The sequence below is a fragment of the Burkholderia sp. 9779_493 genome (assembly GCF_015712215.1).
Lineage (GTDB): Bacteria > Pseudomonadota > Gammaproteobacteria > Burkholderiales > Burkholderiaceae > Burkholderia > Burkholderia cenocepacia.
This window is the reverse complement of the sequence record NZ_JACCQA010000038.1, coordinates 14442-40300: the sequence shown is the minus strand read 5'-3', so window position 1 is coordinate 40300 and position 25859 is coordinate 14442. Positions and strand designations below refer to the sequence as shown.

Genomic DNA, 25859 nt, shown 5'->3' with positions numbered 1-25859 from the left:
TGATGGCGCCTTACCGGCCGGCGCCGAGCGTCGGGCGGCCGGTGCGGCGCATGCCGTGCGCCGGGCGGTGGTGCGGTCGGAGCGGGTGGGTGAACCCGGTCTCGGTCGAGGTGTCGCGCGCGTCGGGCAGCGACGGCACGTCGCGTCTTTCCCGGGCGATGCGGCTGACGAGCAGCGCGAGCGAAGCGAGCGTCACGAGCGGCATGAACTGGAACGACAGGTGCGGCACGATCGCGAGGCCCGCGAGCGGCATCGGCCACAGCAGCATCAGCCATTCGCGATCGAAGTGCCGCCAGCCGTGCGTCCATGCATAGCGCGCGTACCACGCGATCACGATGCCGTACCACGTGAGGTCGTAGTCGTACAGATACGGGCTGACGAGCAGGCACGCGCACGCGAGGGTCGCGGCGCGCAGCGCGTACGAACACGCGCCGCGCCACGCGTAGACGACGGCGCTCGCGGCGGCCGCGGCCGACAGCAGCTGAAGGCCGCGTGCGACGAGCGCGGGCCAGCCGGCCATCGTCGCGAGCGCGAACACGGTCGGCATGCGGGCGAGCTTCGCGTGGCCCGCATCGACGATCGCGTAGACGTTGCCGATCACGTGCATGAACGTGAGCCACGGGCCGATCCCGAACGCGAGCGTCGCGAGCGCGACGCTGACGGCGATCGTCGCGGCCCACGCGGCCAGCGCGCGCCATTGGCCCGCGCACAGCAGCGCGAGCGGGAACAGCACCGCGAGCTGCGGCTTCATCGTCAGCAACCCGAAGCAGATTCCGGCGCAGACAGGCCGCCGGTTCAACGCGAGCAGGCCGAGTGCGGCGAGCGTCGCGGTGAAGAGGCTCGTCTGCCCGACGATCACCGTGAGGAACGCACCGGGAAACGCGAGCGCGCACAGCCACGCGGCGTCGCGCTGCACCGTGGCGCGCATCGTCGCCGCGAACAGCGCGATCGTGATGCCGAGCCACAGCACGACCGCCAGCGTGTACGGCAGCCAGCCGAGCGGCAGCACGAACAGCAGCATCGTCGGCGGATAGAGCCACGGCAGCGTGCCGTCCGCGAGCGTCATCGTCGGGACCGCGAGCTTCTGGACCGCAAACAGCGCGGGGAAATGCCACGCGTCCGCGCCGTGACCGTGCGCGGCGAGCCACGCGGCGCTCCAGACCGGCGAGAAGTCCTGCGACAGCGGTTCCAGCGCGCCGTGGCGCGACAGGAGGACGCGGGTCAGGTAGATCGCGATGAACAGCAGCTCGGTCAGCAGCACGGCGGCCGCATAGAGGCGCACGCGATCGCGGTTGAGCCAGTGCGGATGGCGGCGCGGGCCGGCGATCGGGAGTTCCGGATGCACGTCGGCGGCCGAATGCGCGTGGCGGGCGAACGACGGCGCTTTCATCGTGCGCTCCGGGATGCGAGCGCCGTGCGGCGCACGACGACGAACAGCACCGCGAGCAGCACGACCGGCCCGATCTGCGGCAGCTTCATCAGCCGGTTCAGCATTTCGAAGATCGGCAGCAGCCACGCCAGCACGAGAATGCCCTGGTCGCCGGGCAGCCAGCCTTCGTCGAGGCCGTGTGCGATCAGGCAGAAGATCGCGATGCCGAGCCACGTCAGTTCGTAGTTCCACAGATATGGCGTCGTCAGCAGGGTGGCGACCGCCAGTACCGCCCCGCGCAGCCGCATGTCACGCGTGCGGCGCCAGACGTCGACGGCCGCGGCGAGCGCGACGAGCGCGACCGCCGCCTGGGCGGCCAGCGCGGCCGCCACCGGCGCGCCGGCGAGCCGCAACGCGGCGAACGGCGTCGGCGACGCGAGCCAGTACGACGCGAGCATGAAGTGCTGCGCGCGTACCGTCGACAGTGCGTGACTCAAGCCGTGCAGCGCGGCGGGGCCGGCCAGCGCCACGCCGGCCGCCGCGAACAGCGTCGCGCTGATCGCCGCCGCCGCGAAGGTGCGCCACGCACGCGTCGCGATCAGCACGAACGGGAACACGACGGCGAGTTGCGGCTTGATCGCGAGCAGCCCGATCAGCACGCCCGCCAGGACCGGACGCTTGCCGAGCAGATGCAGCGCGAGCGCGGCGAGGCCGGCGGTCAGGATGCTGTTCTGGCCGAACAGCGCGGACATGCACACCGCCGAATACGCGACGACGACGAGCGCCGCGGCGCGCGGCACGGGAAGATGCGCGCGCAGCCCCGACAACCGCGAGACGGCGAGCGCGTAGCATAAAAGACTGCCCGCGAAAAAGAGGAAGTAAGCGGGCAGGAAAGGCACGAGGGCAACCGGCGCGATGAACAGCAGCATCGTCGGCGGATAGAGCCAGGGAAGCGGCCGGTTTTGCAGATACGCACCGAAGTGCGCGAACTCGGCCTGCAGGAATGAGGACGTGTCGTAAGCCGCCGCGGCATGGCCTTGCAACACGAGATGCGATGCGGTCCAGAAGACCGAGAAGTCGGTGCCGGGGCGGGCGGTGGCGTTCGACGTGAAGCCGTCGGTCACGACCGCCCAGACGATCAGCAGCGCAGCGAAGAGCATCAGCATGATGCAGCTGTACGGAATGATCCGGTCGGCCGTCAGCCATTGAGCACAGCGTATTGCGCGATCGCGCGTTCCACGATTGGCTGTGTACATGATGCCCCGTCTGTCGTGTGGCCGCGTGGTCTGTCGCGGCCGTTTGATGTTGTGGTGCCTGCGGATCGAATCGCTCTGAAATGGCGTTGTCCGGTGAATTCATTGTTGAAGAAAAAATCGCGTGATGCAAACCACGCACGGCCGGCCGGCATTTAATGTGTTCAGCGATTCGGGTGAAAACCGCCATTTCTGGTATGAGAAAACGCCGCCGCCGGGATTCGTGTTTCTGGCCTGAAACATTCCGCGATTTTTACCGGCTGTGCGTGCCGCCGAACCCGCAGCGCGCGGGCGGTCTGCCGCGTTCGGGAAAATCCCGAGAAAATTTTTTAGGTCCTTCGTGCAGCGCCACGACGGGCTTTCGTGCCGGCCGCATGCGCCCGAACCGTATATATCAAAGTTGAAACATTTCGGCGGTCGGGCGTTTGGCGGAGGTTTGCATATATCGCTGAAACCCTTGATGCGTCTCGATTCCGACCGGGATGGTCCGCTCTTTGCGTAAGCGTTGGCACGGCAGTCGACGACGTGACGACCGGGCGGTTCCGGCAGGCAGCAGAGGAACCGGCTCGCGAATCACCTGCGGAACAGACAGTCCGGAGCGCGTCGGGGAACACGCAGCTCCAGTCCGATCAACCGCGGCAACCGTCGTCGAACGACCCAAGAGACCCGGTGGATTCAGGGCAATAAGAAATCGGCATGGCAGTACATGGGGAATAAAAATGAAAGACCACAGCACGTCGCGGATCGCAAGCCGCGTTAAAGACACACTGCAACTTTGCCGGGAATTCATCTCCCGTTCAACTGGATTCCATGCGTCGAACGGCCGTCGCGCCGTTCCGGTCGATCGACTCGTCCGGTTCATCCGGCCGGTCGAACCGTACACGCGTCTCTCATGCTCCGCCTCGCCGATACCCGTTCGCACGGACAACGCTGGTCCACCCCGTTGCCGCGACTGATCGTCGGCTTCCGATTTTTCGAGTAGTGCCGGTGGTGCCCACCCCCCGACGTCCTGACCGACGAAGGGTATTTCATAGCAGTCCGAAAGGAGAATGCTCATGTCAAGAATCATCGAAAAGATCGCGTGGTTCGTCCAGGATCAGGACGGCGTGACGGCCATCGAGTACGGCCTGATCGCCGCGCTGATCGCGATCGGCATCGTCGCCGCGCTGGCGACGGTCGGTACGGATCTGAAGACCGTGTTCAGCACGATCGCCGCGGATCTGGACTCGGCGGTAGCAGGCATCTGATGGACGGTACGACGAACGGCTCGTTCGAATCGTTCGTCGGCGCCACACGGCATCAACGACATTCCTCGACGTATCGAAGCACGGTCATCCGACCAGCCGGTGCGCGAGGATTTTGAAAGTCACCACGCAAGGAGATCACCATGTCCAAGCTCATTCAACAAGCCAGCCGTTTCGTTCGCGATGAAGATGGCGTGACCGCCATCGAATACGGCCTGATCGCCGCGCTGATCGCAGTCGGCATCATCCTCGCGCTGTCGACCATCGGGAAGGACCTCAAGACCGTGTTCAGCACGATCGCGGCCGACCTCGATTCGGCGGTGGCAGGCATCTGATGGAGCGTGCCGCGGACGGCTCGGCTGGTGCAGCGTTCGAGCCGTCCCCGGCCATCCGACCAACCGGAAACCGGAGACCATCATGCAAGCCATCATGCGTGTCGCACGTTGCTGGATCGCCGACGAACGAGGCGTGACGTCGATCGAATATGCGCTGCTCGCGTCGATGTTCGCCATCGCGGTACTGGGTAGCGTCGTCACGCTGAAGGGCTCGCTCGGCGCTGCGTACGAGATGATCGCCGCGGCCGTGACGGCTGCCGTGACCACCGCCGTGACCACCGCGCTGTCCATGGTTTCCTGATCCACCGATTCGATTCGCGAGGTTCGCCATGTTTCCCGTTGCGCCGCCTTACCCGGTTCCGTTGTGCGTGACGCTGCTCGCGGTCGCCGCGGCCAGCACGGACATCGCGACCCGTCGCATTCCGAATCGTCTCGTCTTGCTCGGCCTGGTCGGCGCATTGATCGCCCAGTGCCTGTTGCACGGCGTGCCGACGGGCGTGCTCGGCTGGCTTGCCGGGGCGGCAACCGGCTTCGGCCTGCTGCTGCCGTTCTACCTGTTGCGCGGAATGGCGGCGGGCGACGTGAAGCTGATGCTCGCGATCGGCGCGTGGGTCGGCGCGGAAATGACCTTTTACATCGTGCTGGCCACGTTCCTGGCCGGCGGGATCGGCGCCATCGCCTACGCGCTGCTGCGCGGGCGGATGCGCCAGATGTGGGCGAACGTGCGCACGCTGATCGTGCGGCGCTCGCCGGCGGCGCGCGCCGAGGCCGACGACGGCCCCGCCGGGATCACATCGGTCGGCACGCTGCCGTACGGTGTGGCGATCGCGGCCGGCACGCTGGGCATGCTGTTCGCGTCGTGCGCATAGCGCGGCGGTTCCGTCACGAAGACGCAACGAGGACGCAACGAGGACGCAACGATCATGAACACGAACCACACCGAACCGAGACGCGACGCGCAGGTGGCACACCTGCCCGATCCGCTGCCGTCGCGGGAGGTCCATACGAAGCTGGGCGCGCAGCTGCCGTCGGCGCCGCGCTCGCTCGCGGAAACCGGGCTGAGCATGGCGTTCGTCGGCGGCCTCGTGCTGAAGTCGACGCTGGTGCTCGGCCGCCCGTCGTACGGCGATCTGGTCGAGCGGCACTGCCTGCCGCTCGCGGTGCTCGACGAAGTCTTCGCGTTCCTGGTGCGCGAGCATCTGGTCGAGTTGACCCATCGCGGCGCGACCGATCTCGACGTGACGTTCCGCCTGACCGATGCAGGCCGCGTGCTCGCGCTCGAGGAACGGGAACGCAGCGGCTACAGCGGGCCCGCGCCGGTGACGCTGGATGCGTACCTCGCGAGCGTGGCCGCGCATTCGGTGCGCAAGCTGCACATCGGCCAGAGCGACGTGTGGGCCGCATTCGAAGGCGTCGTGATCGACACGGCGGTGCTCGATGCGGCGGCCGCCGCGCTGAACGCGGGCCGGCCGCTGCTGATCTACGGCCCGGCCGGCAGCGGCAAGACCTTTCTCGCCGAACGGCTCGGCGCGCTGATGCACGGCCGCGTGCCGGTGCCGTACGCGATCTGCGCGGCCGGCGAAGTGATCCAGGTCTACGACCCGCTCGTGCACGTCGACGCGGAAGCCGCGGGCGCCGGCCAGTCGGTCGATCGCCGGTGGCGCCTGTGCGAACGGCCGGTCGTGATGTCGGGCGGCGAGCTGACGCTCGACGAGCTCGACCTGCGGCGCGACGAAGCGGCCGGCTTCTATCAGGCGCCGCCGCACATGAAGGCGAACATGGGCATGTACGTCGTCGACGATCTCGGTCGCCAGCGCGTCGAGCCGCGCGACCTGCTCAATCGCTGGCTGCGTCCGCTCGATCGCGGCGTCGATTTCATGACGCTCGAATCCGGCAACCGCTTCGTGCTGCCGTTCGACGTGTGGCCGGTGTTCTCGAGCAACCTCGCGCCGGAGCAGTTCTGCGACGACGCGTTCATGCGCCGCCTCGGCTCGAAGCTGCACGTCGGCGCGATGTCGATCGACGACTACCGCGCGGTGTACGACGCCGCTTGCGCAGCGCTCGGGCTCGTGTCGGCGAGCGATGCGTTCGAGTTCCTGCTGCATCGGCTGCATCTGCCGACCGGCAAGGCGTTTCTCGCGTGCTTTCCGGCGGACCTGCTGCGCCTCGTGGCCGCCGGCGCGCGTTACCGCGGCGATCCGCCCGAGGTGACGCACGACGCGCTGTACGACGCGTGGGCGAGTTACTTCGGCGCGGCGCCTGAACGGGACGGCGGCCATCCGCCGCCCGTCGAGCGCGGAGGCCGGACGTTCGTCACCGGTTGAGCGGTTTCTTTCACGATTCGTCGAGGAGCATTGCCATGAAAAACAGTCGAGCGGTCATGATGCTGGTCGTCGCGATGATCGCGGGTCTTGCCGCGGTCGTATTCGCTTCCCACTGGCTGATGCAGACATCCACGAGCTCGGTCACGTCCGTCGCGGTGGCCACCACCGACCTGAACCTGGGCGAGCCGCTCGGGCCGAACCAGATCCACATGGTGAGCTGGCCGTCCGGCAGCGTGCCGACCGGCGCGTTCACCGACACGAAGGCGCTCGAAGGGCGGGTCGTGCGCACCAGCCTGTCGCGCGGCGAGCCGGTGATCGAATCGAAGCTCGCGCCGGTCGGCACGAAGGGCGGGCTGTCCGCGGTGATCGCCGACGGCAGCCGCGCGATCACGGTGCGCGTGAACGACGTGGTCGGCGTCGCGGGCTTCGCGCTGCCGGGCAACTACGTCGACGTGATCGTCAACACGCAGGAACAGCAGGGCAAGACCGACGGGCAGAGCATCTCGAAGATCGTGCTCGAGCACATCCTCGTGCTCGCCGTCGCGCAGCAGGTCAGTCGCGACGACACGGCGCCGAAGGTGGTCAACGCGGTGACGCTGGAAGTCACGCCCGACCAGGCCGAACGGCTCGACCTCGCGCGCAGCGTCGGCACGCTGTCGCTCGTGCTGCGCAACCAGGTCGACCAGAAGACGCTGAACACCGACGGTGCGACCAAGCTCACGCTGCTCGGCAAGGAGCCCGCACCGGCAGCGCCGCCGGCGCCCGTCCACGTACGGCCGGTCCGCGTGCACGTCGCCTCGCACGCGGCGCCGGAAGTGCGGCGCGACTGCGTCGGCGTGCTGACCGGCGTGAAGGGCAGCGTCGAATGTTTCTGAAGCAGATCGAACCAGCCAGACCAACAAACCGGCCGCCGGCAACGCGCGGCGGCCTTGGAAGTCGATAACCGGCACGGCGCCGGTCTCTCGGGGGATCAGACGAAATGAAGATCAAACCGCAACGCACAGGTACCGGCCCACTGCGCACACGCGTCGCACGGGGCACGATGATGACCGCGATCCTCTGTTCGGGATGGCTGACCGTGTATGGCGCGCTCGCGCAGGAAGGCATCGAATCGGCGGTGCTGACGAAGGGCGGCGCCAGCGCGCCGGCCGCGGTCGGCAAGGGGCCGATGCAGATGACGATCAGCATGGCGCCGGTGCCGGCCGCCGCGCCCGCCGCATCGGCGGGGCCGCTGCGCGGGCCGAACTGCGTGGGCGCCGTGCGCGAATCGACCAGCGTCGCCGTGCCGCTCGGCAAGTCGCTGCTGGTGCCGATGCCGGAGCCGGTGCGCAACCGGACGATCGGCAATCCGGCCGTCGCGCAGGCGACGATGGTGTCGCCGCAGACGCTGTACATCCTCGGGCTTGCGGTCGGCACGACCAACATGATCGTGCAGGGCAAGAGCGGTGCGTGCCGCGTGATCGACGTCGCGGTCGGCGCGGATGCCGGCGGCCTGCAGGCGTCGCTGCTGCAGCTGATGCCGAACGAGCGCGACATCCACGTGTCGACCGCGGCCGGCACGATCGTGCTGGCCGGCACCGTGTCGAGCTCGCAGGCCGCGCAGCAGGCCGTGCAGATCGCCCATGCGTACGGCGACAGCGCGGGCGATGCGGCGGGCGGCGGCAAGCAGGGCGGCGGCGTGCTCAACATGCTGAACGTCACGTCGCCGCAGCAGGTGATGCTCGAGGTGAAGGTGGCCGAGGTGTCGAAGACGCTGATCAACCAGATGGGCAGCGCATTCAACATCCAGGGCGGCTTCGGTTCGTGGAGCGGTGCGCTGGTCAGCAACCTGCTCGCGGGCGTCGCGAGCGGCGCGGTGTTCAACAAGGCGAACAACCGGCCGTTCAGCATCGCGGCCGACGCGCAGAACACCGACAACCTCGTCAAGATCCTCGCGGAGCCGAATCTCGTGACGATCAGCGGCCAGGAAGCGACGTTCCTCGCCGGCGGCAAGATCTTCATCCCGATCCCGCAGAGCAGCGGCAACGGCACGTCGTCGATCACGCTGCAGGAAGAGGAATTCGGCGTCGCGCTGAAGTTCACGCCGACCGTGCTGGCCAACGGCCGGATCAGCCTGAAGGTCGCGCCGGAAGTGTCGGAGCTGTCGCAGACGGGCGTCACGCTGAGCGCGACCAACATCGGCGGCACGTCGATCCTGCCGCTGATCACGACACGGCGCGCATCGACGACGGTGCAGATGAGCGACGGCGAATCGTTCGCGATCGGCGGGCTGATCAAGGACAACGCGACCGGCGCGCTGAAGGCGATCCCGGGTGTCGGCGAAGTGCCGGTGCTCGGCGCGCTGTTCCGCAGCACGTCGTTCCAGCAGGATCGCACCGAGCTGATCTTCCTGATCACGCCGCACCTGGTGAAGCCGCTGCAGACCGCGGACGTCGCGCTGCCGACCGACAGCTTCTCGAAGCCGAACGAAGTCGACGTGTATGCGACCGGCAACATGGAAGGCCGTGGCGGCGTGCGCAAGGCAGGCGCGCAGCCGATGCAACCCGCGAATGGCGCGGCCGCCGCCCCGCAGACCCCGGCCCAGGCCCCGGCGCCCGCGCCGGCGCCGCAATCGGAAGCCCCGGTCGCACCGGCCGCGCTGCCCGCGCCGCGTGCTCCGCGAGACGCCGACGTGCAGCCGCCGGTGCCGGCCGAGCCGCCGAAGGCGCCGGCGCCGGTCGCGGCCGCCGCCCCGCAGCCCGACCCGGCCACCGCGGCGCGTGTCGCGCGCATCGAAGCCGCCGCCGCGCGCCTCGCGGCAGCGGGCGCCGAACCGTCGGCCCAGCCGGCGGCTCGCCCGAAGCACCGGATCGCGGCGGCGCCCAAGGCGCAGATCGCGCGCGCCGGCGCGGAACCCCAGTCCACCGATCGTTGAAGCCATCCAAGGGGAAGCTCATGAAATCCGCCTACCTCGTATTCGTGCGCCGCGCGGCGCTCGCCGTTCCGCTCGCGTTCGCGCTTGCCGGCTGCATGTCGTCGACCCCGGTGTGGGACAGCCGCTTCGGCGACTCGGTCCGCACCGTGATGCAGGCCCAGATCATCGATCCGCATGCCGGCGAGCATCCGGCGTCGGCATCGGGGATCGACGGCAGCGCCGCCGCGGCCGCGCTCGACAACTACGACAAGTCGTTCAAGCAGACCGTGCCGCCCGCCAATGCGTTCGTGATCGGCATCGGCAAGGCTACCCAGTAACGACACCACGCTCAGGGAGAACGCCATGAACAGCGCAGCCCGCCATCCGAAAGTCACGCGTCGCGGCCTGCATCGCCAGCGCGGTGCCGTCGCGATCATCGTCGGCCTTTCGCTGGCGGTGATGATCGGATTCGTCGGGCTCGCGCTGGATCTTGGCAAGCTGTACGTCACGCGCAGCGAACTGCAGAACAGCGCCGATGCCTGCGCGCTGTCCGCCGCGCGCGACCTGACTTCGGCGATCAGCCTGTCGGTGGCCGAGGCCGACGGCATCGCCGCCGGTCACCTGAATTTCGTGTTTTTCCAGAAGACGTCGGTGCAGATGTCGACGAACGCGAACGTCACGTTCAGCGATTCGCTGACCAACCCGTTCCTGACCAAGAGCGCGGTCACGAAGCCGGCGAGCATCAAGTACGTGCAGTGCACCGCGACGCTGAGCAACATCGCGCACTGGTTCATCGAGGTGCTGAACGTGCTGCCGGGCACGAAGCTCGCGAATGCGGCGGAAGTGTCGGCGAGCGCGATCGCGACCGTCGGCGGCGGGCAGACGACCTGCGCGATTCCCGTGTTCGTGTGCCGCGGTCCGTCCGATCCGGCCTACAAGGTCGGCGACTGGATCTCGTCGCCGTCCGGGTCGTCGTCGACCTACGGGCCCGGCAACTTCGGCTGGGCGGCGCTCGACGGCTCGACGAACGAGACGACGCTCGCGAGCGAGCTGTCGGGCAATACCTGCAACATCACGAGCCCGCCGGACCTGAGCACCACCGGCTTGAAGTCGGCGTCGCAGCGGGCCTGGAACACGCGCTTCGGGATCTATACGAACGGCGCGAACGGCTCGAGCGGCCAGCCCGACTTCACCGGCTACGCGTACGTCGGGCCGAACTACGGGCCGCCGGGAACGCCGGGCATCAAGGGTGACGCGTACACGCAGTTCGTGGCCGACCGCGCGAGCTTCAAGCCTTACCAGGGCGACGGCGCACCGCCGTCGGGCAGCGGCATCGCGACCAACGGCACGGCGACGGCGAGCAACTACACGACCTACGGCAGCGATCGGCGCCTCGCGCTCGCGCCGGAAGGCGACTGTTCGACGCTGAAGGGCAACAGCGGCAAGGTGCACGTCACGCAATGGGATTGCGTGCTGATGCTCGATCCGCTGCCGTTCAGCGCCGGCAGCGGCCCCGTGGTGGCGCACCTCGAATACCTCGGCTCGTCGGTTTCCGGCAACAACCCGTGTGCGACGCACGGCTTGCCCGGCAGCGGCAGCGCGTCCGGAACCCAGGTTCCGATGCTCGTTCAATAGCGGAGAGACGATCATGAAGAAGCCGTCGATTCGTCGTTCGCGCACCCGCGGCGCCGTCGCCGTCGAGTTCGCGCTCGTGCTGATGCCGATGATCATGCTGGCGACCGGCGTGGCCGAGTTCGGCCGCGCGATCTACCAGTACGAGACGCTGACCAAGGCGACCCGCGACGCGGCGCGCTACCTGTCGGTCTGGCTGCCGACCGACAGCGCGTATCCGGTGGCGCAGGCGCAGTGCCTGGTCGTGTACGGCAGCACGACGTGCGGCTCGGCCGGCAGCGAGCTGGTGCCCGGGCTCAAGACGTCGATGGTCACGATCTGCGACGCACAGCACACGACCGGCTGCAGCGACGCATCCGACCCGTCGCAGTTCGCGAACCTGCCGACCTACGACGCGAACAACAACAGTTCGTCGAGCGGCTCGGCGGCGGGCGCGATCAACGTCGTCGAAGTGAAGATCAGCGGCTACAAGTACCAGCCGATTCCCGCGTACCCGGGACTGCCGTCGATCACCTTCGGCAACATCGTCACCGTGATGAGGCAAGTGTCATGAACGCACGCCGCTTTCCGCCATCACGCCGGCGCGCCCAGCGCGGCGTCGCGATCGTCGAGTTCGCCCTCATCGCGTCGGTGCTGATCATGCTGCTGATCGGCATCTTCGAATTCGGTCGCGTGCTGTTCTACTGGAATACCGCGAGCGAGGCCGTGCGTCTCGGCGCGCGCACGGCGGTGGTCTGCGACGTGAACGCCGCCGGCGTCGTGAAGCGCGTGCGGTCGCTGCTGCCGCTGCTGTCGGACGCGAACGTGTCGGTCAGCTACACGCCGACGAGTTGCGACATCAACACGTGCTCGTTCGTGACGGTGAGCGTCACGAACGTCACCGTCAAGACCATGATCCCGTTCGTGAACGTCACGGTCAGGATGCCGCCGTTCACGACGACGCTGCCGCGCGAAAGCCTGAGCTCCGCGACGGGCGGCTCCGCCTGCAACTAATCGAACACACGAGGCACACGACATGATCAACATCCTCGTAGCTTCCGACGATACCGCGCGGCTCACGCAGATCGCGCGTCTCGTGGCCGACTGCGGACGCTATCGCACGACCCGTGCGACCGGCCGCCCGTCGCAGATCGAGCATCGCACCGACGGGCTCGACGCGTTCGACATCCTGCTGGTCGACGGCACGTCGCTCGAGCCGTCCGAGCTGCCGGCGATCGAGCGCATCTGCCGCGCGCACGCGGGCCTGACCTGCATCCTCGTGACGGCCGACGCGTCGCCGCACGTGCTGCTCGACGCGATGCGCGCCGGCGCACGCGACGTGCTGCAGTGGCCGCTCGACCCGCAGGCGCTCGGCCACGCGCTCGGACGGGCGGCCGCGCAAAGCACGCGGCGCGATACCGACGACACGCGGATCGTGTCGTTCATGTCGTGCAAGGGCGGGGCCGGCACGAGCTTCGCGGCCGGCAACGTCGCGTTCGAGATCGCCGAGGGCTTCAAGCGCCGCGTGCTGCTGATCGACGTGAACCAGCAGTTCGCCGACGCGGCGTTCCTCGTCAGCGACGAAACCCCGCCGTCGACGCTGCCGCAGCTGTGCGTGCAGATCGAGCGGCTCGACAGCGCGTTTCTCGACGCGAGCGTCGCGCACGTGACGGAAAACTTCCACGTGCTCGCGGGCGCCGGCGACCCGGTCAAGGCCGCCGAGATGCGCGAGGACGCGCTCGAGTGGATTCTCGGCGTCGCCGCGCCGCGCTACGACTTCGTGATCTTCGACGTCGGCGTCGGCATCAACCCGCTGTCGATGGTCGCGCTCGATCGCAGCGACCAGATCCAGATCGTGCTGCAGCCCGCGATGCCGCACGTGCGCGCCGGCCGCCGGCTGCTGGAGATCCTCGTGTCGCTCGGCTACTCGACCGACCAGCTGCGGCTGATCGTGAACCGCGCGACGCGCGCGAGCGAGCGGACCCGCACCGCGCTCGAGGAAGTGCTCGGCCTGCAGGCGGCCTGCACGATTCCCGACGACGCCGAGACCGTGCTCGAAGCGATCAACCAGGGCCATCCGGTGTCGCGGCTCGCGCGCGGCTCGGCGGTCGCGCGTGCGTTGCAGGGCTGCGCGAAGCAACTCGTCGACGGCGACGTGCGCGCGGGACGCAGCGCGACGCACAGCGAACCGTTGATGTCCCGGCTGTTCGGCCGCAAGGCCACGCCGAAGCTCAAGTCGATGTAATTCTTTCGGGGAATCATCATGTCATTGCGCGAACAGATGTCCTTGCACCGGGCCCAGCCGCTGGCGGCAGGCAACGAACCGGCCGGCCCGGCGCATTCGTCGGTGCGCGACGCATACCAGAAGCTGCGTCGCGAAATCCACCTGGCCGTGCTCGAGCGCGTCGAGCTCGAGCGCCTGTCGCGGCTGCACCAGGATCAGGTCCGCATGGAGATCGGCGCGCTGATCGCGCGCATCCTCGACGAGGAGCGGCTGCCGGCGAACGACATCGAGCGGCGCCAGCTCGCGATCGACGTGTACGACGAAATGTTCGGCTTCGGCCCGCTCGAGGCGCTGCTGCGCGACCCCGGCATTTCCGACATCCTCGTGAACACCTACCGGCAGGTCTACGTCGAGCGCTGCGGCCAGCTCGAACTGACCGACGTGACGTTCTACGACGACGCGCACCTGATGAAGGTGATCGAGAAGATCGTGTCGCGCGTCGGGCGCCGCATCGACGAATCGAGCCCGATGGTCGACGCGCGGCTGCCGGACGGTTCGCGCGTGAACGCGATCATCCCGCCGTCCGCGATCGACGGGCCGCTGATGTCGATCCGGCGTTTCGCGGTCAATCCGCTGAAGATGGACGACCTGGTGCGCTTCCACAGCCTGACGCCGCCGATGGCCGAGCTGCTCGACGCGCTGTCGCGCGCGAAGGTGAACGTGCTGGTGTCGGGCGGCACCGGCAGCGGCAAGACGACGCTGCTCAACATCCTGTCCGGCTTCATTCCGCGCAACGAGCGGATCGTGACGATCGAGGACGCCGCCGAGCTGCAACTGCAGCAGCCGCACGTGCTGCGGCTCGAAACGCGCCCGCCGAACATCGAGGGCAAGGGCGAGATCACGCAGCGCACGCTGGTGCGCAACGCGCTGCGGATGCGCCCGGACCGGATCATCCTCGGCGAAGTGCGCGGCGCCGAAGCGCTCGACATGCTCAACGCGATGAACACCGGTCACGAAGGCTCGCTCGCGACGATTCACGCGAACACGCCGCGCGACGCGCTGACGCGGCTCGAGAACATGGTCAGCGTCTCCGGCCTCACGCTGCCGCCGAAGACGATGCGCCAGCAGATCGCGTCGGCGATCTCGGTGGTCGTGCAGGCGGCGCGGCTGACCGACGGCAAACGCAAGATCATCAGCATCCAGGAACTGACCGGAATGGAAGGCGACATCATCAACATGCAGGAGATCTTCACGTTCAAGCGCACCGGCGTGGACCGCGACGGCTCGGTGCGCGGCCACTTCTGCGCGACCGGCGTGCGGCCGAAGTTCGTCGAGCGGCTGCAGGCGTTCGGCATCAACCTGCCGGATTCGCTGTACGACCCGTCCGTGCGTTACGAGACGGATTGACGCCAGGGCGCCGTGTGCTGCCGGGGAGAGGCCTCATGAATGCGATCTTTTACGGTTTTGTGATTCTCACCTTCGTCGCGGTCGTGCTGTCGATCGAAGGCATCTATCAATGGTGGAACGCGCGGCACGGCACCGCCGCGCGCCGGATCGAATCGCGCATTCGCGCGATGTCGGCCGGCGGCAACGTCCAGCAGGAGCGGCTGTCGATCCTGAAGAAGCGGATGCTCGACGAGTCGAAGCCGTTCGACCGGCTGCTGCTGCGCCTGCCGCGCGTGCATACGCTCGATCTCGTGATCCAGCAGTCGGGCCTCGACTGGACGCTGCCGAAGCTGATCACGCTCAGCGCGACGTTCGCGGCGCTCACGTGGTTCGTGGCGAGTTTCATGCGGTTGCCGCAGCTCGCCGCGGTGCCGCTCGCGCTGTTCGCCGGCTGGCTGCCGATGCTGTACGTGCTGCGCTGCCGCGCCCGGCGGATGCGCAAGCTCGAGCGGCAATTGCCGGACATCTGCGACATGATCGCGCGCGCGCTGCGTTCCGGTCATTCGTTCACGAGCACGCTCGGGATGGTCGGCGACGAGTTTTCCGAGCCGATGGGCGGCGAATTCCGCGTCACGTTCGACGAGGTCAACTACGGCGTGTCGTTGCACGACGCGCTGATGAATCTCGCGACGCGCGTGCCGGTGCAGGATCTGCGCTACTTCGTGATCGCGGTGCTGATCCAGCGCGAGACGGGCGGCAACCTGGCCGAGTTGCTCGACAGCATCGCCGGACTCATTCGCGAGCGCTTCAAGCTGTTCGACAAGGTGCGCGTGCTGTCGGCGGAAGGACGGCTGTCCGCGTGGATTCTCGGGCTGCTGCCGTTCGGTACCGCGGCGGTGATGGCGCTGCTGAACCGCGAATTCCTGTCGGTGCTCTGGGAGGATCCGGCCGGGATCCGGATGGTCGGCACGATGCTGGTGTCGATGCTGTTCGGCCTGTTCTGGATCCGCCGTATCGTCCGCATTCGCGTCTGACGCGCGAGCCGAATAACGAACCGTTGCGAGGTTGTCATGCAAAACCTGAGCGTGGTCCAGGCCGTGATGCTGGGCGGCTTGTTCATCTTCGTGGCCGGCGGCGTGCTCGTCGCGATGCTGCTGTTCGCGCCGCGCAGCATCCAGCGCCGGATCGAGCAGGCGGGCGGCGCCGGGGCGGGCGCCATCGCCGGCCCGGGCGACGGCGACGACCTGGCGTCGCGCTGGGTCGCGAAGCTGGTCGAGTTGTCCACCCCGATCTCGAAGCTGTCGGTGCCGAAGGAGGGCTGGGAGAATTCGCCGCTGCGCATCCGGCTGATGAATGCCGGCTGGCGCAACCCGAGCGCGGCCGCGCTGTACTTCACCGCGAAGACGATGCTCGCGCTCGGCCTGCCGTGCGCGGCGCTGCTGGTGCTGATCACGACGTCGCTCGGCGACGAGCGCGCGCTGCTGTCGGTGATCCTCGTGGCGCTCGCGGGGATCGGCTACTACATCCCGAACGTGGTGCTGTCGCAGCGGGTCAAGGTGCGCCAGCAGAAGATCTTCGAGGATTTCCCGGACGCGCTCGACCTGCTGACGGTGTGCGTCGAAGCGGGGCTCGGGCTCGACGCGGCGCTGATGAAGGTGAGCGAGGAGCTGCGGTTTCGCAGCGAGGTGGTCGCGAGCGAACTCGACCTGCTGCTGCTCGAGATGCGCTCCGGCTTCACGAAGGAGACGGCGCTGCGCAATCTCGCGCTGCGCACCGGCGTGGAGGACATCGAGTCGTTCTGCGCGATGCTGATCCAGGCCGACCGGTTCGGCACGAGCATCAGCGAATCGCTGCGCGTGCTGTCCGACATGCTGCGCACGCGGCGCCGGATGCGCGCGGAGGAACGGGCGGCGAAGATCGCGCTGAAGCTGCTGTTCCCGCTGATCTTCTGCATCTTTCCCGCGCTGATGGTGGTGCTGCTCGGCCCGGCGATGATTCACGTCTATCGCGTGCTGCTGCCGACGTTCGTTGGCATCGCGCAGTGAGCGGCGCGCGGATGCGGCTTCGCGCGCATCGATAAAGGCTGGATGTGCCGGCCCCCGGGCCACCCGCTGGCCATCCGGCGGCCGGCACGGCAACAGGCTTCATGGAGGCTCCCTCCCCAGGCGGCGCCGCGAGACAGGTCGACCATAGCGGCGTCAATGCATCCTGGACCCATGGTCGGCCATGGAACAAGCCGTAGTCCACCGCCTTCACGGCTGCCCCCTACTGCTAACCCGTTGAAGCGGCGGCGCCCCGTAGCGGGGCAGCCGGCGCGCCGCGCGTCACTGGAAGTGATGCACGTAGCGCAGCACCATCCGCGTGCCCTGCGGCCGGTTGCGCGCATAGGTCTCGAAGTACGCGTTGAACAGCAGGTGATCGTGCGGCGAGAAGCTGACCATCGCCCCCGGCCCGATCGCGAATACTGCTTCGCGCGTGCCCGGCACGTCCTGCCCGTTGGCCTTCATGTCGGTGGTCTGGCGCAGCCAGTAGCCGTTGAGCCCCAGCCGCAGGCCGGGCCGCACTTCGTACTCGGTCGCGAAGTTCACGTGGAGCGCCTGGCCGGCCTGCGTCGACGTCACGTCCGGGCCGAGTGCCGTGGCCGGCTGATGGTTGGTCGCGTTCCACAGATAGTGCAGCCGCCACGACACGGTCCATTTCGGCGTGAGCCACAGCGTCGCCGCCCAGTACGGATCGAACGACCAGAAATGGCTGCCGGGATTGATCGCGCGCGACGGATCGTATGCGCCGGTCGGCACGATGAACTGGAATTCGACGCGCTGTGCGAAGCGCGGGCCCTGCGCGCCCATCACCGGGTCGAACTGGATGAACGGGCCGATCAGCAGATCGCCGAAGCCGGCGCGCGCATTCAGCGCGACGTTGCCGATGCCGTCGTCGGTGCGCGCGGACGCAATCCACGGCAGGATCACGTCGAGGCCCGGATGCATGCCCGCGAACGTCAGCGGCGACTGATAGACGAGCTGGCTCAATCCGGCGAACAGGTCGATGTCCTGCTTCGGCAACCCGACCTTGTTGCCCGCATTGTCGTTGACGCGGCCGGCCGTGTAGTACTGCAGATACTGCGTGCCGTACCAGCCGGCGCCGGCCGGCGGCATCCCGTCGAGGAAACTGGTCATGCCGAGGTTGACCGCGGGCAGGTCGGCCGCCCGCGCGGGGCCGGCGAGGCCGGCGATCGCGAAGCCTGCGGCGACGAGCAGGCGAGAGCCGATTTTCATGTTCACCACCTTCTGGTTATTCGTTTGTATGACTAATTAAAAGGAACGTAAAAGATCGGGATGATCGGTGATCGCGCGATACTGGCCGGCATGGAACACGAGCGGCGCCTTGCCGAATGCGTCGAACCGTTCGATCTCGCCGATGAAGAGCAGGTGGTCGCCGCCTGCGTAGTGGCCGACGTTGCGGCACACGAAGCGCGCGCTCGCGCCGGCGAGGCATGGCACGCCGCCGCTCTCCGATGCGACGTGCGGCACGCCGTCGAACTTGTCGGCGCTGGGCGTCGCGAAGCGCCGCGACAGGTCGATCTGGTCGTGCGCGAGGATGTTGATCGCGAAGTGCGTGGCCGCGACGAAATCCGGGCGGCTCGGCGCGACCTTGCGCAGGCTCCACAGCACGAGCGGCGGATCGAGCGACAGCGACGAGAACGAATTCGCGGTGAGGCCCACCTTGCGCCCGTCGGCCGCGCACGTGGTGATCACGGTGACGCCGGTCGGGAACTGCCCGAATGCGGCGCGCAACTGCATCGGGTCGAGGGCCGCGCGGTCGGTAACGGTCGTTTCCATGGCGGTTACTCCGCACGCACGCTGTGTTCGCGGATCAGCGCCGCGCAGGCCGACGGTTCGAACCACCACGGCGCGAACTGGCGCGGGTCGTCGAAGCCGTCGACGATCGTTTTCGCGAGCGACGGCGACTGGCCGGCCGCGCCGAGCAGTTCGAGAATGTGCGGCGGCGGCGGGGTGAGCAGCGAGTTGGTCCAGCGCACGACATGCTGCGCATAGGCCCAATAGCCTTCGAAGGTCTGCTGCATCCAGTCTTCGCCGAACGGCGCGGCGCCGCGCGCGACGATCGCGTCGAAATACGCGTTTGCGCATTTCGCGGCGTTGTTCGAGCCCTGGCCGGTGATCGGATCGTTCACCACCACCGCATCGGCCATCCCGAACACGGTGCGGCCCGACGGCAAGCGGAAGAACGGCTTGCGCACGGTCGGCGCGAAACGTCCGGCCAACGTGCCGTTCGGATCGGTGAGTTCGACGTCGCGGCAGCGTTCGAATTCCCACGGCACGTACTGCTGCAGGAACGACAGGCTGCGGTCCAGATGCTGCTCGGGCGTCTTCACGTCGGCCCAGCAGTCGAGCGGGCCGCCCGGGATGCCTTCGAACACCATGATTTCGCACGGGCCCGTGGTGGTCAGCGCGGGAAACACGAAGTACTCGCCGATGCCCGGCAGCAGGTTGAAGCGTACGCGCGAATACGGCTCGCTCGGCGTCATCCCTTTCACGTAGGTGAGGGCCAGCGCGCGCTGCGGGCGGTCGAACGGGCTGCGTGCGTCGTCGCGTCCGAGCAGGCCGACGATGTCGCCCTTGCCGGCCGCGAGCAGCACGAGGTCGTGGCTGCGCGCGAGTGCCTCGAGTTCGGGCACGCCGATGTCGGCGATGCGCACGTCCGCGCCGCGGCGGCGCACGCCGTCGAGCCAGTCGGCCATCTTCACGCGCTGGTCGACCGACTGCGCGTAGCGGGTGAGGCGCGACGACCAGTCGATCGCCTTGCGGCCGTGGCCGTCCGGGTGCGGCACCGCGATGCCGATGCCTTCGACGGCCGGGCACGCTTCCTCCCACGTATTCAGGCCGAGATCGCGCTCGATCTGCAACGACGTGTGGAACATGCACTGGCTCGACATGACCTTGCCCGTGCGAATCTGCTCCGCATCGCGGTTGGTCGCGAGCGTGACGTGGTAGCCCTGGTCGAGCAGGGCGAAGGCGAGTTGCAGGCCGGACTGGCCGGCGCCGACGATAGCGATGCGTCTCATGGGAATGTCCTCGGTTGGCCGCGTGACGGCCGGAATGGTTGCGGGAAGCAGCGGCGACGCGGCACGGTCACTCCGCGAGCCGCGGAATCGCCGGCACCGCCTGTTCGGGGCCCATCGCGGCATAGCCGCCGTCCACCGCGTAGTCGGCGCCCGTCACGAAGCTCGCCGCGTCGCTGCACAGGAACGTGACGACCTGCGCGACTTCCGACGGATCGCCGACGCGCCCGAGCAGGTGGAACGGCGCGGCGACGCGATCGGTCTTCGCGCGGTCGCCGCGCGTCATCTCGTCCATCACGCGCGACCAGGTCCAGCCCGGCGATACCGAGTTGACGCGGATGCGATCGGGCGCGAGATCCATCGCCATGCTGCGCGTGAGCTGGCGGATCGCGGCCTTCGAGGTCGGATACAGCCAGCGGCCGGTTTGCGCGCACTGCGCGGAGATCGAGCTGAAGTTCACGATCGCACCGCCGCCGCGCCGGGCCATGTGCGGATGCACGGCCTTCGCGAGCATCGCGGCCGACACGACGTTGACGTCCATCGCGGCAAGCCAGTCGTTGCGGGTCGCGTGGATGCCGTTGTCGACATAGCTGCACGCGAGGTTGACGAGCACGTCGATCGCGCCGAACCGCTCGACGATCGCCGCGACCGCGCGCTCGATCGCACGGTCGTCGGTGATGTCGAGCGCGAGGAACAGCGCCCGTTCGCCGAGCGACGCGGCCACGCGTGCGCCGTTGTCCGCATCGAGATCGAGGATCGCGACGCATGCGCCGGCGCGGCTCAGGTCCTGCGCGACCGCGGCGCCGATCAGCGTGGCGCCGCCGGTGACGAGCGCGACTTTGCCAGCAAGGGCATTCATGGAGTGTCTCCGGGAATCGTGGGGGGAGGGAAAGGGCGCGTCAGTGCGTATCCGTCGATGGCGTGCTGTCGTGCCAGCGGCGCATCAGGCCGTTCGACGGGACGGTTTCGTCGAGCAGCTTGCGGGCCGTGTCGACGCCCGCCACCGGCAGGCCGGCCGGGTCGAGCAGGCCGATCTGCACGAGCACGCTCGCCTGGTCCCAGTAGATGTGCTCGTGATAGAGCTTGTCGCCGCGAAACTTGACGATCGCGACGAGCGGAATCTCGACGCGCTTGCCGGTCGGCGCGACACCCGGCAGCATCCAGTCGATCTCGGTGGTGTGCGTGAAGCGGAACAGCAGCTCGTCGACGATCTGGCTCGCGCCGATCGTGCGCGAGATCGGCGTGATCGTCGTGTCGGGCGGGTTTGCATGCACGAAGTGATGCGTGTAGAAGCGCTTGAGCTCGTCGTGGCCGACGCCGCCCGTCAGCGTCGGAATATGGTTGACGTACGGCTCGGCGACCATCGTGGCCATCGTCGTGTCGACGTTGCGCGTGTCGAACTCGTGCTTCAGGTGCGTTTCCCACAGCGCGGACAGGTCGTAGCGCGGGCCGAGCGCGGCGCGGAACGCGGCGATCGCGCGCTGGTGGGCCATGACCGCGGCGGCCTTGTCGAAATGATCGCCGCCGGCGCGGGCGAATGCATGATCGACGCCGGGGTAGACGTAGACTTCGACGCCGTCGCGGCCCGCCAGCGCAGCCGCGATGCGCTGCTGCGCGTCGGGCGGGCAGAAGCGGTCCAGCTCCGCGATCTGCAGCACCAGCCGCCCGTGCAGGTGCGCGGCTTCGTCCAGCGCGTGCTCGATGCCCACGCCGTAGTAGCTGACCGCCGCGGCCACGTCCGGCAGCCGGCACGCGGCGAGATACGCGAGCTTGCCGCCGAGGCAGTAGCCGAGCACGCCGGCCTCACCCGTGCATTCCGGCCGGCGGCGGAGCACGGCCAGCGCGGCGCCGATGTCCTCGACGCCCTTGTTTTCGTCGTATTCGCGGTAAAGGGCCATCGCGCGCTCGAAATCGGCCGCCGTATCATCGAGCTCGATGCCCGGGGCCTGGCGCCAGAACAGGTCCGGCACGAGCACCGTATAGCCTTCCTCGGCGTAATAGTCGGCCACGTCGCGCATCGTCGCGTTCGCGCCGAAGATCTCGTGACAGAGCACGATGCCCGGCCCGGTGCCGCCGGCCGGCGTGCTCAGGTACGCGCGGAACGCGCCGCCGTCCGGCGATGGAATCTCGATGTGACGTCCGTTCATGGGTCCCTCCATGCGGTTGGTTTCGGTGACGGCCCAGTATTGGCGGCCGAAATGGGCGTTTCTATCCGCTTTCTTCGGCCGGTATCCGCGAATTCCGGAAACCTGCGGCAGCGGCTGCCGCAGGCCGGCGGGCCGGGGCCGAGTGCGGGTATGTGCGGATGCGGAAGGCCCGCACAGTTTTCTACGATGCGCGAACGGTCCGCTTCTTGCGTGGCTTGCGCGGGACTTGCGTGTTTCGTAGGACGGACTGTCCGGATACTCCGGGCGCTGTCCGGATCGTGCGACGCATTCCCCGATAGCGGGAATGCATGCACGGCGCGAGTGCGATCGAGCACGACGGGAGAACTTCGATGGCGCAATTTTTCGAAACCGGCTGGCTGGCCGATGCCGCCTGTTTCAATCACGACACGCTGCTGCTGCAGTCGAACGACGTCGACGAGGTGCGCGCACGCGTGGCCGATGTGTTCAAGCCGCACCGGCTTACGCCGACCGGCGAATCGCGCGCGCTGCACAGCTGCATGCACCATGCGCGCTGGGGCAACCTGTCGTTGAACCTGCTCGATTACGGTGGCGGCGTCAGCATCGAGCCGGGGCCGCTCGAACATTTCTTCCTGCTGCAGATTCCGCTGCGCGGCGACGCCGAGATCGAATGCGGCGCGACGCGCTTCGTGTCGTCACCGGGCACCGCGTCACTGCTTTCGCCGACGCTGCCGTTGAAGATGCGCTGGGGCGACGCGTGCCCGCAGGTAATCCTGCGCATCGAGCGCGAAGTGATGGAGCGTCACGCGCAGCGGCATTTCGGCGACGACCGGCGTGCGAGCGTCGAATTCGAACCGGAATTCAGCCTGTCGTCGCCGCAGGGCGCCTGTCTCGCGCAACTACTGCCGGTGCTCGCCGGCGCGATCGCGACGGACGCGCATCCGTTGCGCCATCCGCTCGCGTTCGAGCAGCTCGAATCGACGCTGCTCAACCTGCTGCTGCACGGCCACCCGAACAGCGCACGCGACGGTGCGCGGCCTCGGCCGACTGCGCTCGCGCCGTTCTATGTGCGGCGCGTCGAGGAATACATTCGCGCGCATCTCGACGAGCCGCTGACGATCGAACGGCTCGCCGATCTCGCCGGCGTCAGCCCGAGCACGCTGTTCGCCGGCTTTCGCAATCGCCACGGGATCACGCCGATGGGCTTCGTGCGGCAGTTGCGGCTGCAACATGTCCGCGAGGAACTGCTGGCCGACGACACGCCGGGGCTCGCGTCGGTCACCGATATCGCGCTGAAATGGGGTTTCGCGCACCTCGGGCGCTTCGCGATCGAGTACAAGCGGGTGTTCGGCGAATCGCCGTCGGCGACGCTCAGGATGCGGCGCGTGCGGGGGTGAACGCGACGGCGGGCGCGCTGTCCCGCCGTGGCGAAGGGCGAAGGGCGAAGGGCGAAGGGCAATGCGGCCGGCGGCCCGGCGGGGGCGCCGGGCGCGGCCGCTTGCCGGAACGTCTACGTCACACCGTGCCTTTCTTCAGATCCTCGATGCACGGAATTCCGGCGCGCCGTTTCGGCCGCAGGAATTTCGGCACCGCGGGCGCCTGGCCGACGCCCGCGTGGCTTTGATCGGCCTTGGGCTTCAACGCGGCCGGCTTGACCTTGTGCGGCAACCGGCAGCCGCCGGCCGGCAGGTCGCCGTACGGATCCTCGTCGGCCGCCGCCGCGGGGGCCGCCGGCATCGCGGGCGCGGCCGCCGCGACCAGCATCGGCGCGAACGGCAACGCATGCACCCGCTCGCCGGTCAGCACGAACGCCCCGTTGGCCACCGCCGGCGCGATCGGCGGCACGCCGGCGTCGCTCAGCCCGGTCGGCTGAGCGTCCGACGGAACGAAGAAGACATCCACCGGCGGCGCTTCCTGCATGCGTATCGGCGAATAGTCGGCGAACCCGGCGTTGCGGACCGCGCCATGGTCGACGTCGATCGCGAAGCCCGGCTTCGTCGTCGCGAGACCGAACAGCGCGCCGCCCTGGATCTGCGCTTCCGCACCGGTCGGGTTGACGATGCGCCCCGCATACACGCCGGCCGTCACGCGATGCACGCGCGGTTGTTGCGCTTCGATCGACACTTCCGTCACGTACGCGACGACCGAGCCGGCCGTTTCGTGCATCGCGACCCCCCACGCGCGCCCGGCCGGCAGCGTGCGGATGCCGTAGCCGGACTTGTCGACGGCCAGCGCGAGCGCCTGGCGATGCGCGGTGTGCTCGGGGCCGGCCAGCCGCGCCATCCGGTACGCGACCGGATCCTGCCGCGCCGAGTGCGCGAGCTCGTCGACCAGCGTTTCCATCACGAACGCCGTATGCGTGTTGCCGCCCGAGCGCCAGGTCTGGACCGGCACGTCGGCGTCGGTCTGATGGACCGATACCTGCATCGGGAAGCCGTACGGGCTGTTCGCGACGCCTTCGGTCAGGTTGGGATCGGTGCCGCGCTTGAGCATCGTCGTGCGCTCGAGCGGCGAGCCCTTCAGCACCGACTGGCCGACGACCACATGCTGCCAGTCGCGCACCGCGCCGCTGCCGTCCACGCCGATGTCGACGCGATGCAGCACCATCGGGCGGTAATAGCCGCCGCGCAGATCATCCTCGCGCGTCCAGATCGTCTTGACCGGGCCGAGATGGCCGGCCGCGAGGTATGCGGCGGACACGTGGGCGGCTTCGACCACGTAGTCCGACGTCGGCGTCGAGCGCCGGCCATAGTCGCCGCCCGACGTCAGCGTGAAGATCTGGACTTTCTCCGGCGCGACGCCGAGCGCCTTCGCGACCGCCGCGCGGTCGCTCGTCTGCAGCGACGAGCCGCCCCAGATCTTGATCCCGCACGCGCAGCTCGCCGGCCCGACGTCGACCGTGCAGCTGAGCGGCTCCATCGCCGCATGCGCGAGATACGGAAATTCGTAATCCTTCCGAATGCGCGTGGCCGCCGGCGGCGCGCTGCCCGCGTCGGCCGTGCGCACCACGGTGCCCGGCGTGCCGGCGAGCTGCTTGTACGCCTGCATCTGTTCGGATGACGTGACGGTCGAGCCGGCGTCCTTCCACGTGATCTTCAGCGCATCGCGGCCGAGCTTGGCCGGCCAGTAGCCGTTCGCGATCACGGCCACGCCGGTGCCGCCGCGATCGGTCGGAATCTCGACGACCTCGACCACGCCCTTGACGGCGCGGGCCGCGGCCGCATCGTAGCTCGCGACCTTGCCGCCGAAGCGCGGCGGGCGCGCGACCACGGCCACCATCGTGTCCGGCAGACGCCAATCCATCCCGTACTTGAGCGTGCCGTCGAGCATCCCGCGCGCGTCGATGCGCGGCGTCGGCTTGCCGATGATGCGGAACTGGTCCGGCGACTTCAACGACACCCGCTGCGGTACCGGCATCGCCATCGCGGCCGGTGCGAGTTCGCCGTAGGTCGCGCGGTAGTTGCCGGACGTCACGACACCGTTCGCCGTCCGGCAGGTGGCGGGATCGACGTTCCAGCGCTGCGCGGCCGCGGCGACGAGCATCGCGCGAGCGGAGGCGCCGAGTTCGCGGTACTGCGCGAACGAGTGATTGACCGACGTCGAGCCGGCCGTCATCTGGATACCCGTCACCGGGTCCTTGTACGGCTCGCCCGCCGGCGCGAGCACGGTGCGCACGTTGCGCCAGTCGGCATCGAGTTCGTCGGCCAGCGCCATCGGCAGCGCGGTGCTGACGCCCTGGCCGGACTCGGTGCGGTTGACGGCGACGGTCACGGTGTTGTCCGGCGCAATGATCAGGAATGCTTGAGGTGGCGAAGGCTGAACGGTTCTGCCGGCTTCGGCCCGCGCCCGCGTCGGCGCGATGCCGAGCGCGAGGCAGCCGCTCGCCGCCATCGTCAGCTTCAGGAAGCCGCGCCGGCCGGGCATCGGAGCATCGGCTCCGGTGACGGAGGATGCATCGCGGTGGGGGGCGTCGGCGCTTGCCGGACGCCCGAAAGTGCGGATACGCATGGTCAA

23 protein-coding genes and 2 pseudogenes are annotated in these 25859 nt (G+C 68.5%); 17 read left to right on the top strand and 8 right to left on the bottom strand.

Translation table 11 applies throughout. From position 1 onward, the window contains the following. Positions 1 to 10: 10 nt before the first annotated feature. Positions 11 to 1390, bottom strand: coding sequence for a glycosyltransferase family 87 protein (locus tag H0X95_RS29410; protein ID WP_059723830.1), 1380 nt, complete (start codon positions 1388 to 1390; stop codon positions 11 to 13). After that, positions 1387 to 2625 (bottom strand): glycosyltransferase family 87 protein, encoded by a 1239-nt coding sequence (locus H0X95_RS29405; RefSeq protein WP_012493711.1) that lies wholly within the window; start codon positions 2623 to 2625, stop codon positions 1387 to 1389. Before H0X95_RS29405 ends, H0X95_RS29410 begins: the two co-directional genes overlap by 4 nt. Positions 2626 to 3677: 1052 nt before the next feature. On the opposite strand from H0X95_RS29405, the gene H0X95_RS29400 reads away from it, so the two are divergent. The 16 genes and pseudogenes from H0X95_RS29400 (at position 3678) to H0X95_RS29330 (ending at position 16684) form a co-directional block, all read left to right on the top strand. Beyond that, positions 3678 to 3869, top strand: a complete 192-nt coding sequence (locus H0X95_RS29400; RefSeq protein ID WP_006483618.1) for a Flp family type IVb pilin — start codon at positions 3678 to 3680, stop codon at positions 3867 to 3869. Positions 3870 to 4009: 140 nt separating this feature from the next. Continuing rightward, positions 4010 to 4201, top strand: a complete 192-nt coding sequence (locus H0X95_RS29395) for a Flp family type IVb pilin (RefSeq protein WP_006483622.1) — start codon at positions 4010 to 4012, stop codon at positions 4199 to 4201. Between the two features lie 82 nt (positions 4202 to 4283). Beyond that, positions 4284 to 4502, top strand: a complete 219-nt coding sequence (locus H0X95_RS29390) for a Flp family type IVb pilin (RefSeq protein ID WP_006498088.1) — start codon at positions 4284 to 4286, stop codon at positions 4500 to 4502. Positions 4503 to 4530: 28 nt separating this feature from the next. After that, positions 4531 to 5070, top strand: a complete 540-nt coding sequence (locus H0X95_RS29385) for an A24 family peptidase (protein WP_059723828.1) — start codon at positions 4531 to 4533, stop codon at positions 5068 to 5070. A 54-nt stretch (positions 5071 to 5124) separates the two neighbouring features. Continuing rightward, positions 5125 to 6525 carry a hypothetical protein gene (locus tag H0X95_RS29380; RefSeq protein WP_006498089.1) on the top strand — a complete coding sequence of 467 codons (1401 nt, stop codon included), beginning with the start codon at positions 5125 to 5127 and terminating at the stop codon, positions 6523 to 6525. Positions 6526 to 6560: 35 nt separating this feature from the next. Then, positions 6561 to 7400, top strand: coding sequence for a Flp pilus assembly protein CpaB (gene cpaB, locus H0X95_RS29375; RefSeq protein ID WP_034204006.1), 840 nt, complete (start codon positions 6561 to 6563; stop codon positions 7398 to 7400). Between the two features lie 104 nt (positions 7401 to 7504). Beyond that, positions 7505 to 9439 carry a type II and III secretion system protein family protein gene (locus H0X95_RS29370; RefSeq protein ID WP_059723827.1) on the top strand — a complete coding sequence of 645 codons (1935 nt, stop codon included), beginning with the start codon at positions 7505 to 7507 and terminating at the stop codon, positions 9437 to 9439. Between the two features lie 20 nt (positions 9440 to 9459). Next, the gene (locus H0X95_RS29365; protein ID WP_006486293.1) at positions 9460 to 9756 is read left to right on the top strand and encodes a hypothetical protein; all 297 of its coding nucleotides are present in this window, start codon (positions 9460 to 9462) and stop codon (positions 9754 to 9756) included. A 25-nt stretch (positions 9757 to 9781) separates the two neighbouring features. Then, on the top strand, positions 9782 to 11053 hold the full coding sequence (locus H0X95_RS29360) for a pilus assembly protein TadG-related protein (protein WP_006498092.1): 1272 nt from the start codon (positions 9782 to 9784) through the stop codon (positions 11051 to 11053). A 13-nt stretch (positions 11054 to 11066) separates the two neighbouring features. Then, complete coding sequence (locus tag H0X95_RS29355) at positions 11067 to 11603, top strand: TadE/TadG family type IV pilus assembly protein (RefSeq protein ID WP_034204008.1); 537 nt, start codon at positions 11067 to 11069, stop codon at positions 11601 to 11603. After that, positions 11600 to 12043 carry a TadE/TadG family type IV pilus assembly protein gene (locus tag H0X95_RS29350; RefSeq protein ID WP_006498094.1) on the top strand — a complete coding sequence of 148 codons (444 nt, stop codon included), beginning with the start codon at positions 11600 to 11602 and terminating at the stop codon, positions 12041 to 12043. The genes H0X95_RS29355 and H0X95_RS29350 overlap by 4 nt, the downstream gene beginning before the upstream one ends. A 22-nt stretch (positions 12044 to 12065) precedes the next feature. Further along, a complete protein-coding gene (locus H0X95_RS29345; RefSeq protein ID WP_059723825.1) occupies positions 12066 to 13274 on the top strand; it encodes an AAA family ATPase in 1209 nt (402 codons plus the stop codon). An 18-nt stretch (positions 13275 to 13292) separates the two neighbouring features. After that, complete coding sequence (locus tag H0X95_RS29340) at positions 13293 to 14660, top strand: CpaF family protein (RefSeq protein ID WP_006486287.1); 1368 nt, start codon at positions 13293 to 13295, stop codon at positions 14658 to 14660. Positions 14661 to 14695: 35 nt separating this feature from the next. Next, positions 14696 to 14993, top strand: a pseudogene (locus tag H0X95_RS36415) (type II secretion system F family protein); the annotation flags it as partial. A 92-nt stretch (positions 14994 to 15085) separates the two neighbouring features. Further along, a pseudogene (locus H0X95_RS36410) lies at positions 15086 to 15673 on the top strand (type II secretion system F family protein); the annotation flags it as partial. A gap of 36 nt (positions 15674 to 15709) precedes the next feature. Continuing rightward, complete coding sequence (locus H0X95_RS29330) at positions 15710 to 16684, top strand: type II secretion system F family protein (protein ID WP_006486292.1); 975 nt, start codon at positions 15710 to 15712, stop codon at positions 16682 to 16684. 279 nt (positions 16685 to 16963) lie between these two features. On the opposite strand, the gene H0X95_RS29325 is transcribed toward H0X95_RS29330, so the two are convergent. The 5 genes from H0X95_RS29325 to H0X95_RS29305 all read right to left on the bottom strand — a co-directional run bounded on the left by H0X95_RS29325 (position 16964) and on the right by H0X95_RS29305 (position 21866). Then, on the bottom strand, positions 16964 to 17914 hold the full coding sequence (locus H0X95_RS29325; protein ID WP_059723888.1) for a SphA family protein: 951 nt from the start codon (positions 17912 to 17914) through the stop codon (positions 16964 to 16966). 36 nt (positions 17915 to 17950) lie between these two features. Continuing rightward, on the bottom strand, positions 17951 to 18478 hold the full coding sequence (locus tag H0X95_RS29320) for a flavin reductase family protein (protein WP_006486282.1): 528 nt from the start codon (positions 18476 to 18478) through the stop codon (positions 17951 to 17953). Positions 18479 to 18483: 5 nt separating this feature from the next. After that, positions 18484 to 19722, bottom strand: coding sequence for a styrene monooxygenase/indole monooxygenase family protein (locus H0X95_RS29315; protein WP_059723823.1), 1239 nt, complete (start codon positions 19720 to 19722; stop codon positions 18484 to 18486). 67 nt (positions 19723 to 19789) lie between these two features. After that, positions 19790 to 20578: an SDR family oxidoreductase gene (locus tag H0X95_RS29310; protein WP_006486288.1), complete on the bottom strand. Its 789-nt coding sequence runs from the start codon at positions 20576 to 20578 to the stop codon at positions 19790 to 19792. 40 nt (positions 20579 to 20618) lie between these two features. Continuing rightward, positions 20619 to 21866 carry a dienelactone hydrolase family protein gene (locus H0X95_RS29305; RefSeq protein ID WP_059723821.1) on the bottom strand — a complete coding sequence of 416 codons (1248 nt, stop codon included), beginning with the start codon at positions 21864 to 21866 and terminating at the stop codon, positions 20619 to 20621. Between the two features lie 350 nt (positions 21867 to 22216). Here H0X95_RS29305 and H0X95_RS29300 point away from each other — a divergent pair, with 350 nt between their 5' ends. Beyond that, complete coding sequence (locus H0X95_RS29300) at positions 22217 to 23242, top strand: AraC family transcriptional regulator (RefSeq protein WP_043205889.1); 1026 nt, start codon at positions 22217 to 22219, stop codon at positions 23240 to 23242. A gap of 118 nt (positions 23243 to 23360) precedes the next feature. Here the strand turns inward: H0X95_RS29300 and H0X95_RS29295 are convergent, their stop codons facing one another. After that, positions 23361 to 25853: a xanthine dehydrogenase family protein molybdopterin-binding subunit gene (locus H0X95_RS29295; RefSeq protein WP_059723819.1), complete on the bottom strand. Its 2493-nt coding sequence runs from the start codon at positions 25851 to 25853 to the stop codon at positions 23361 to 23363. Positions 25854 to 25859: the final 6 nt, after the last annotated feature.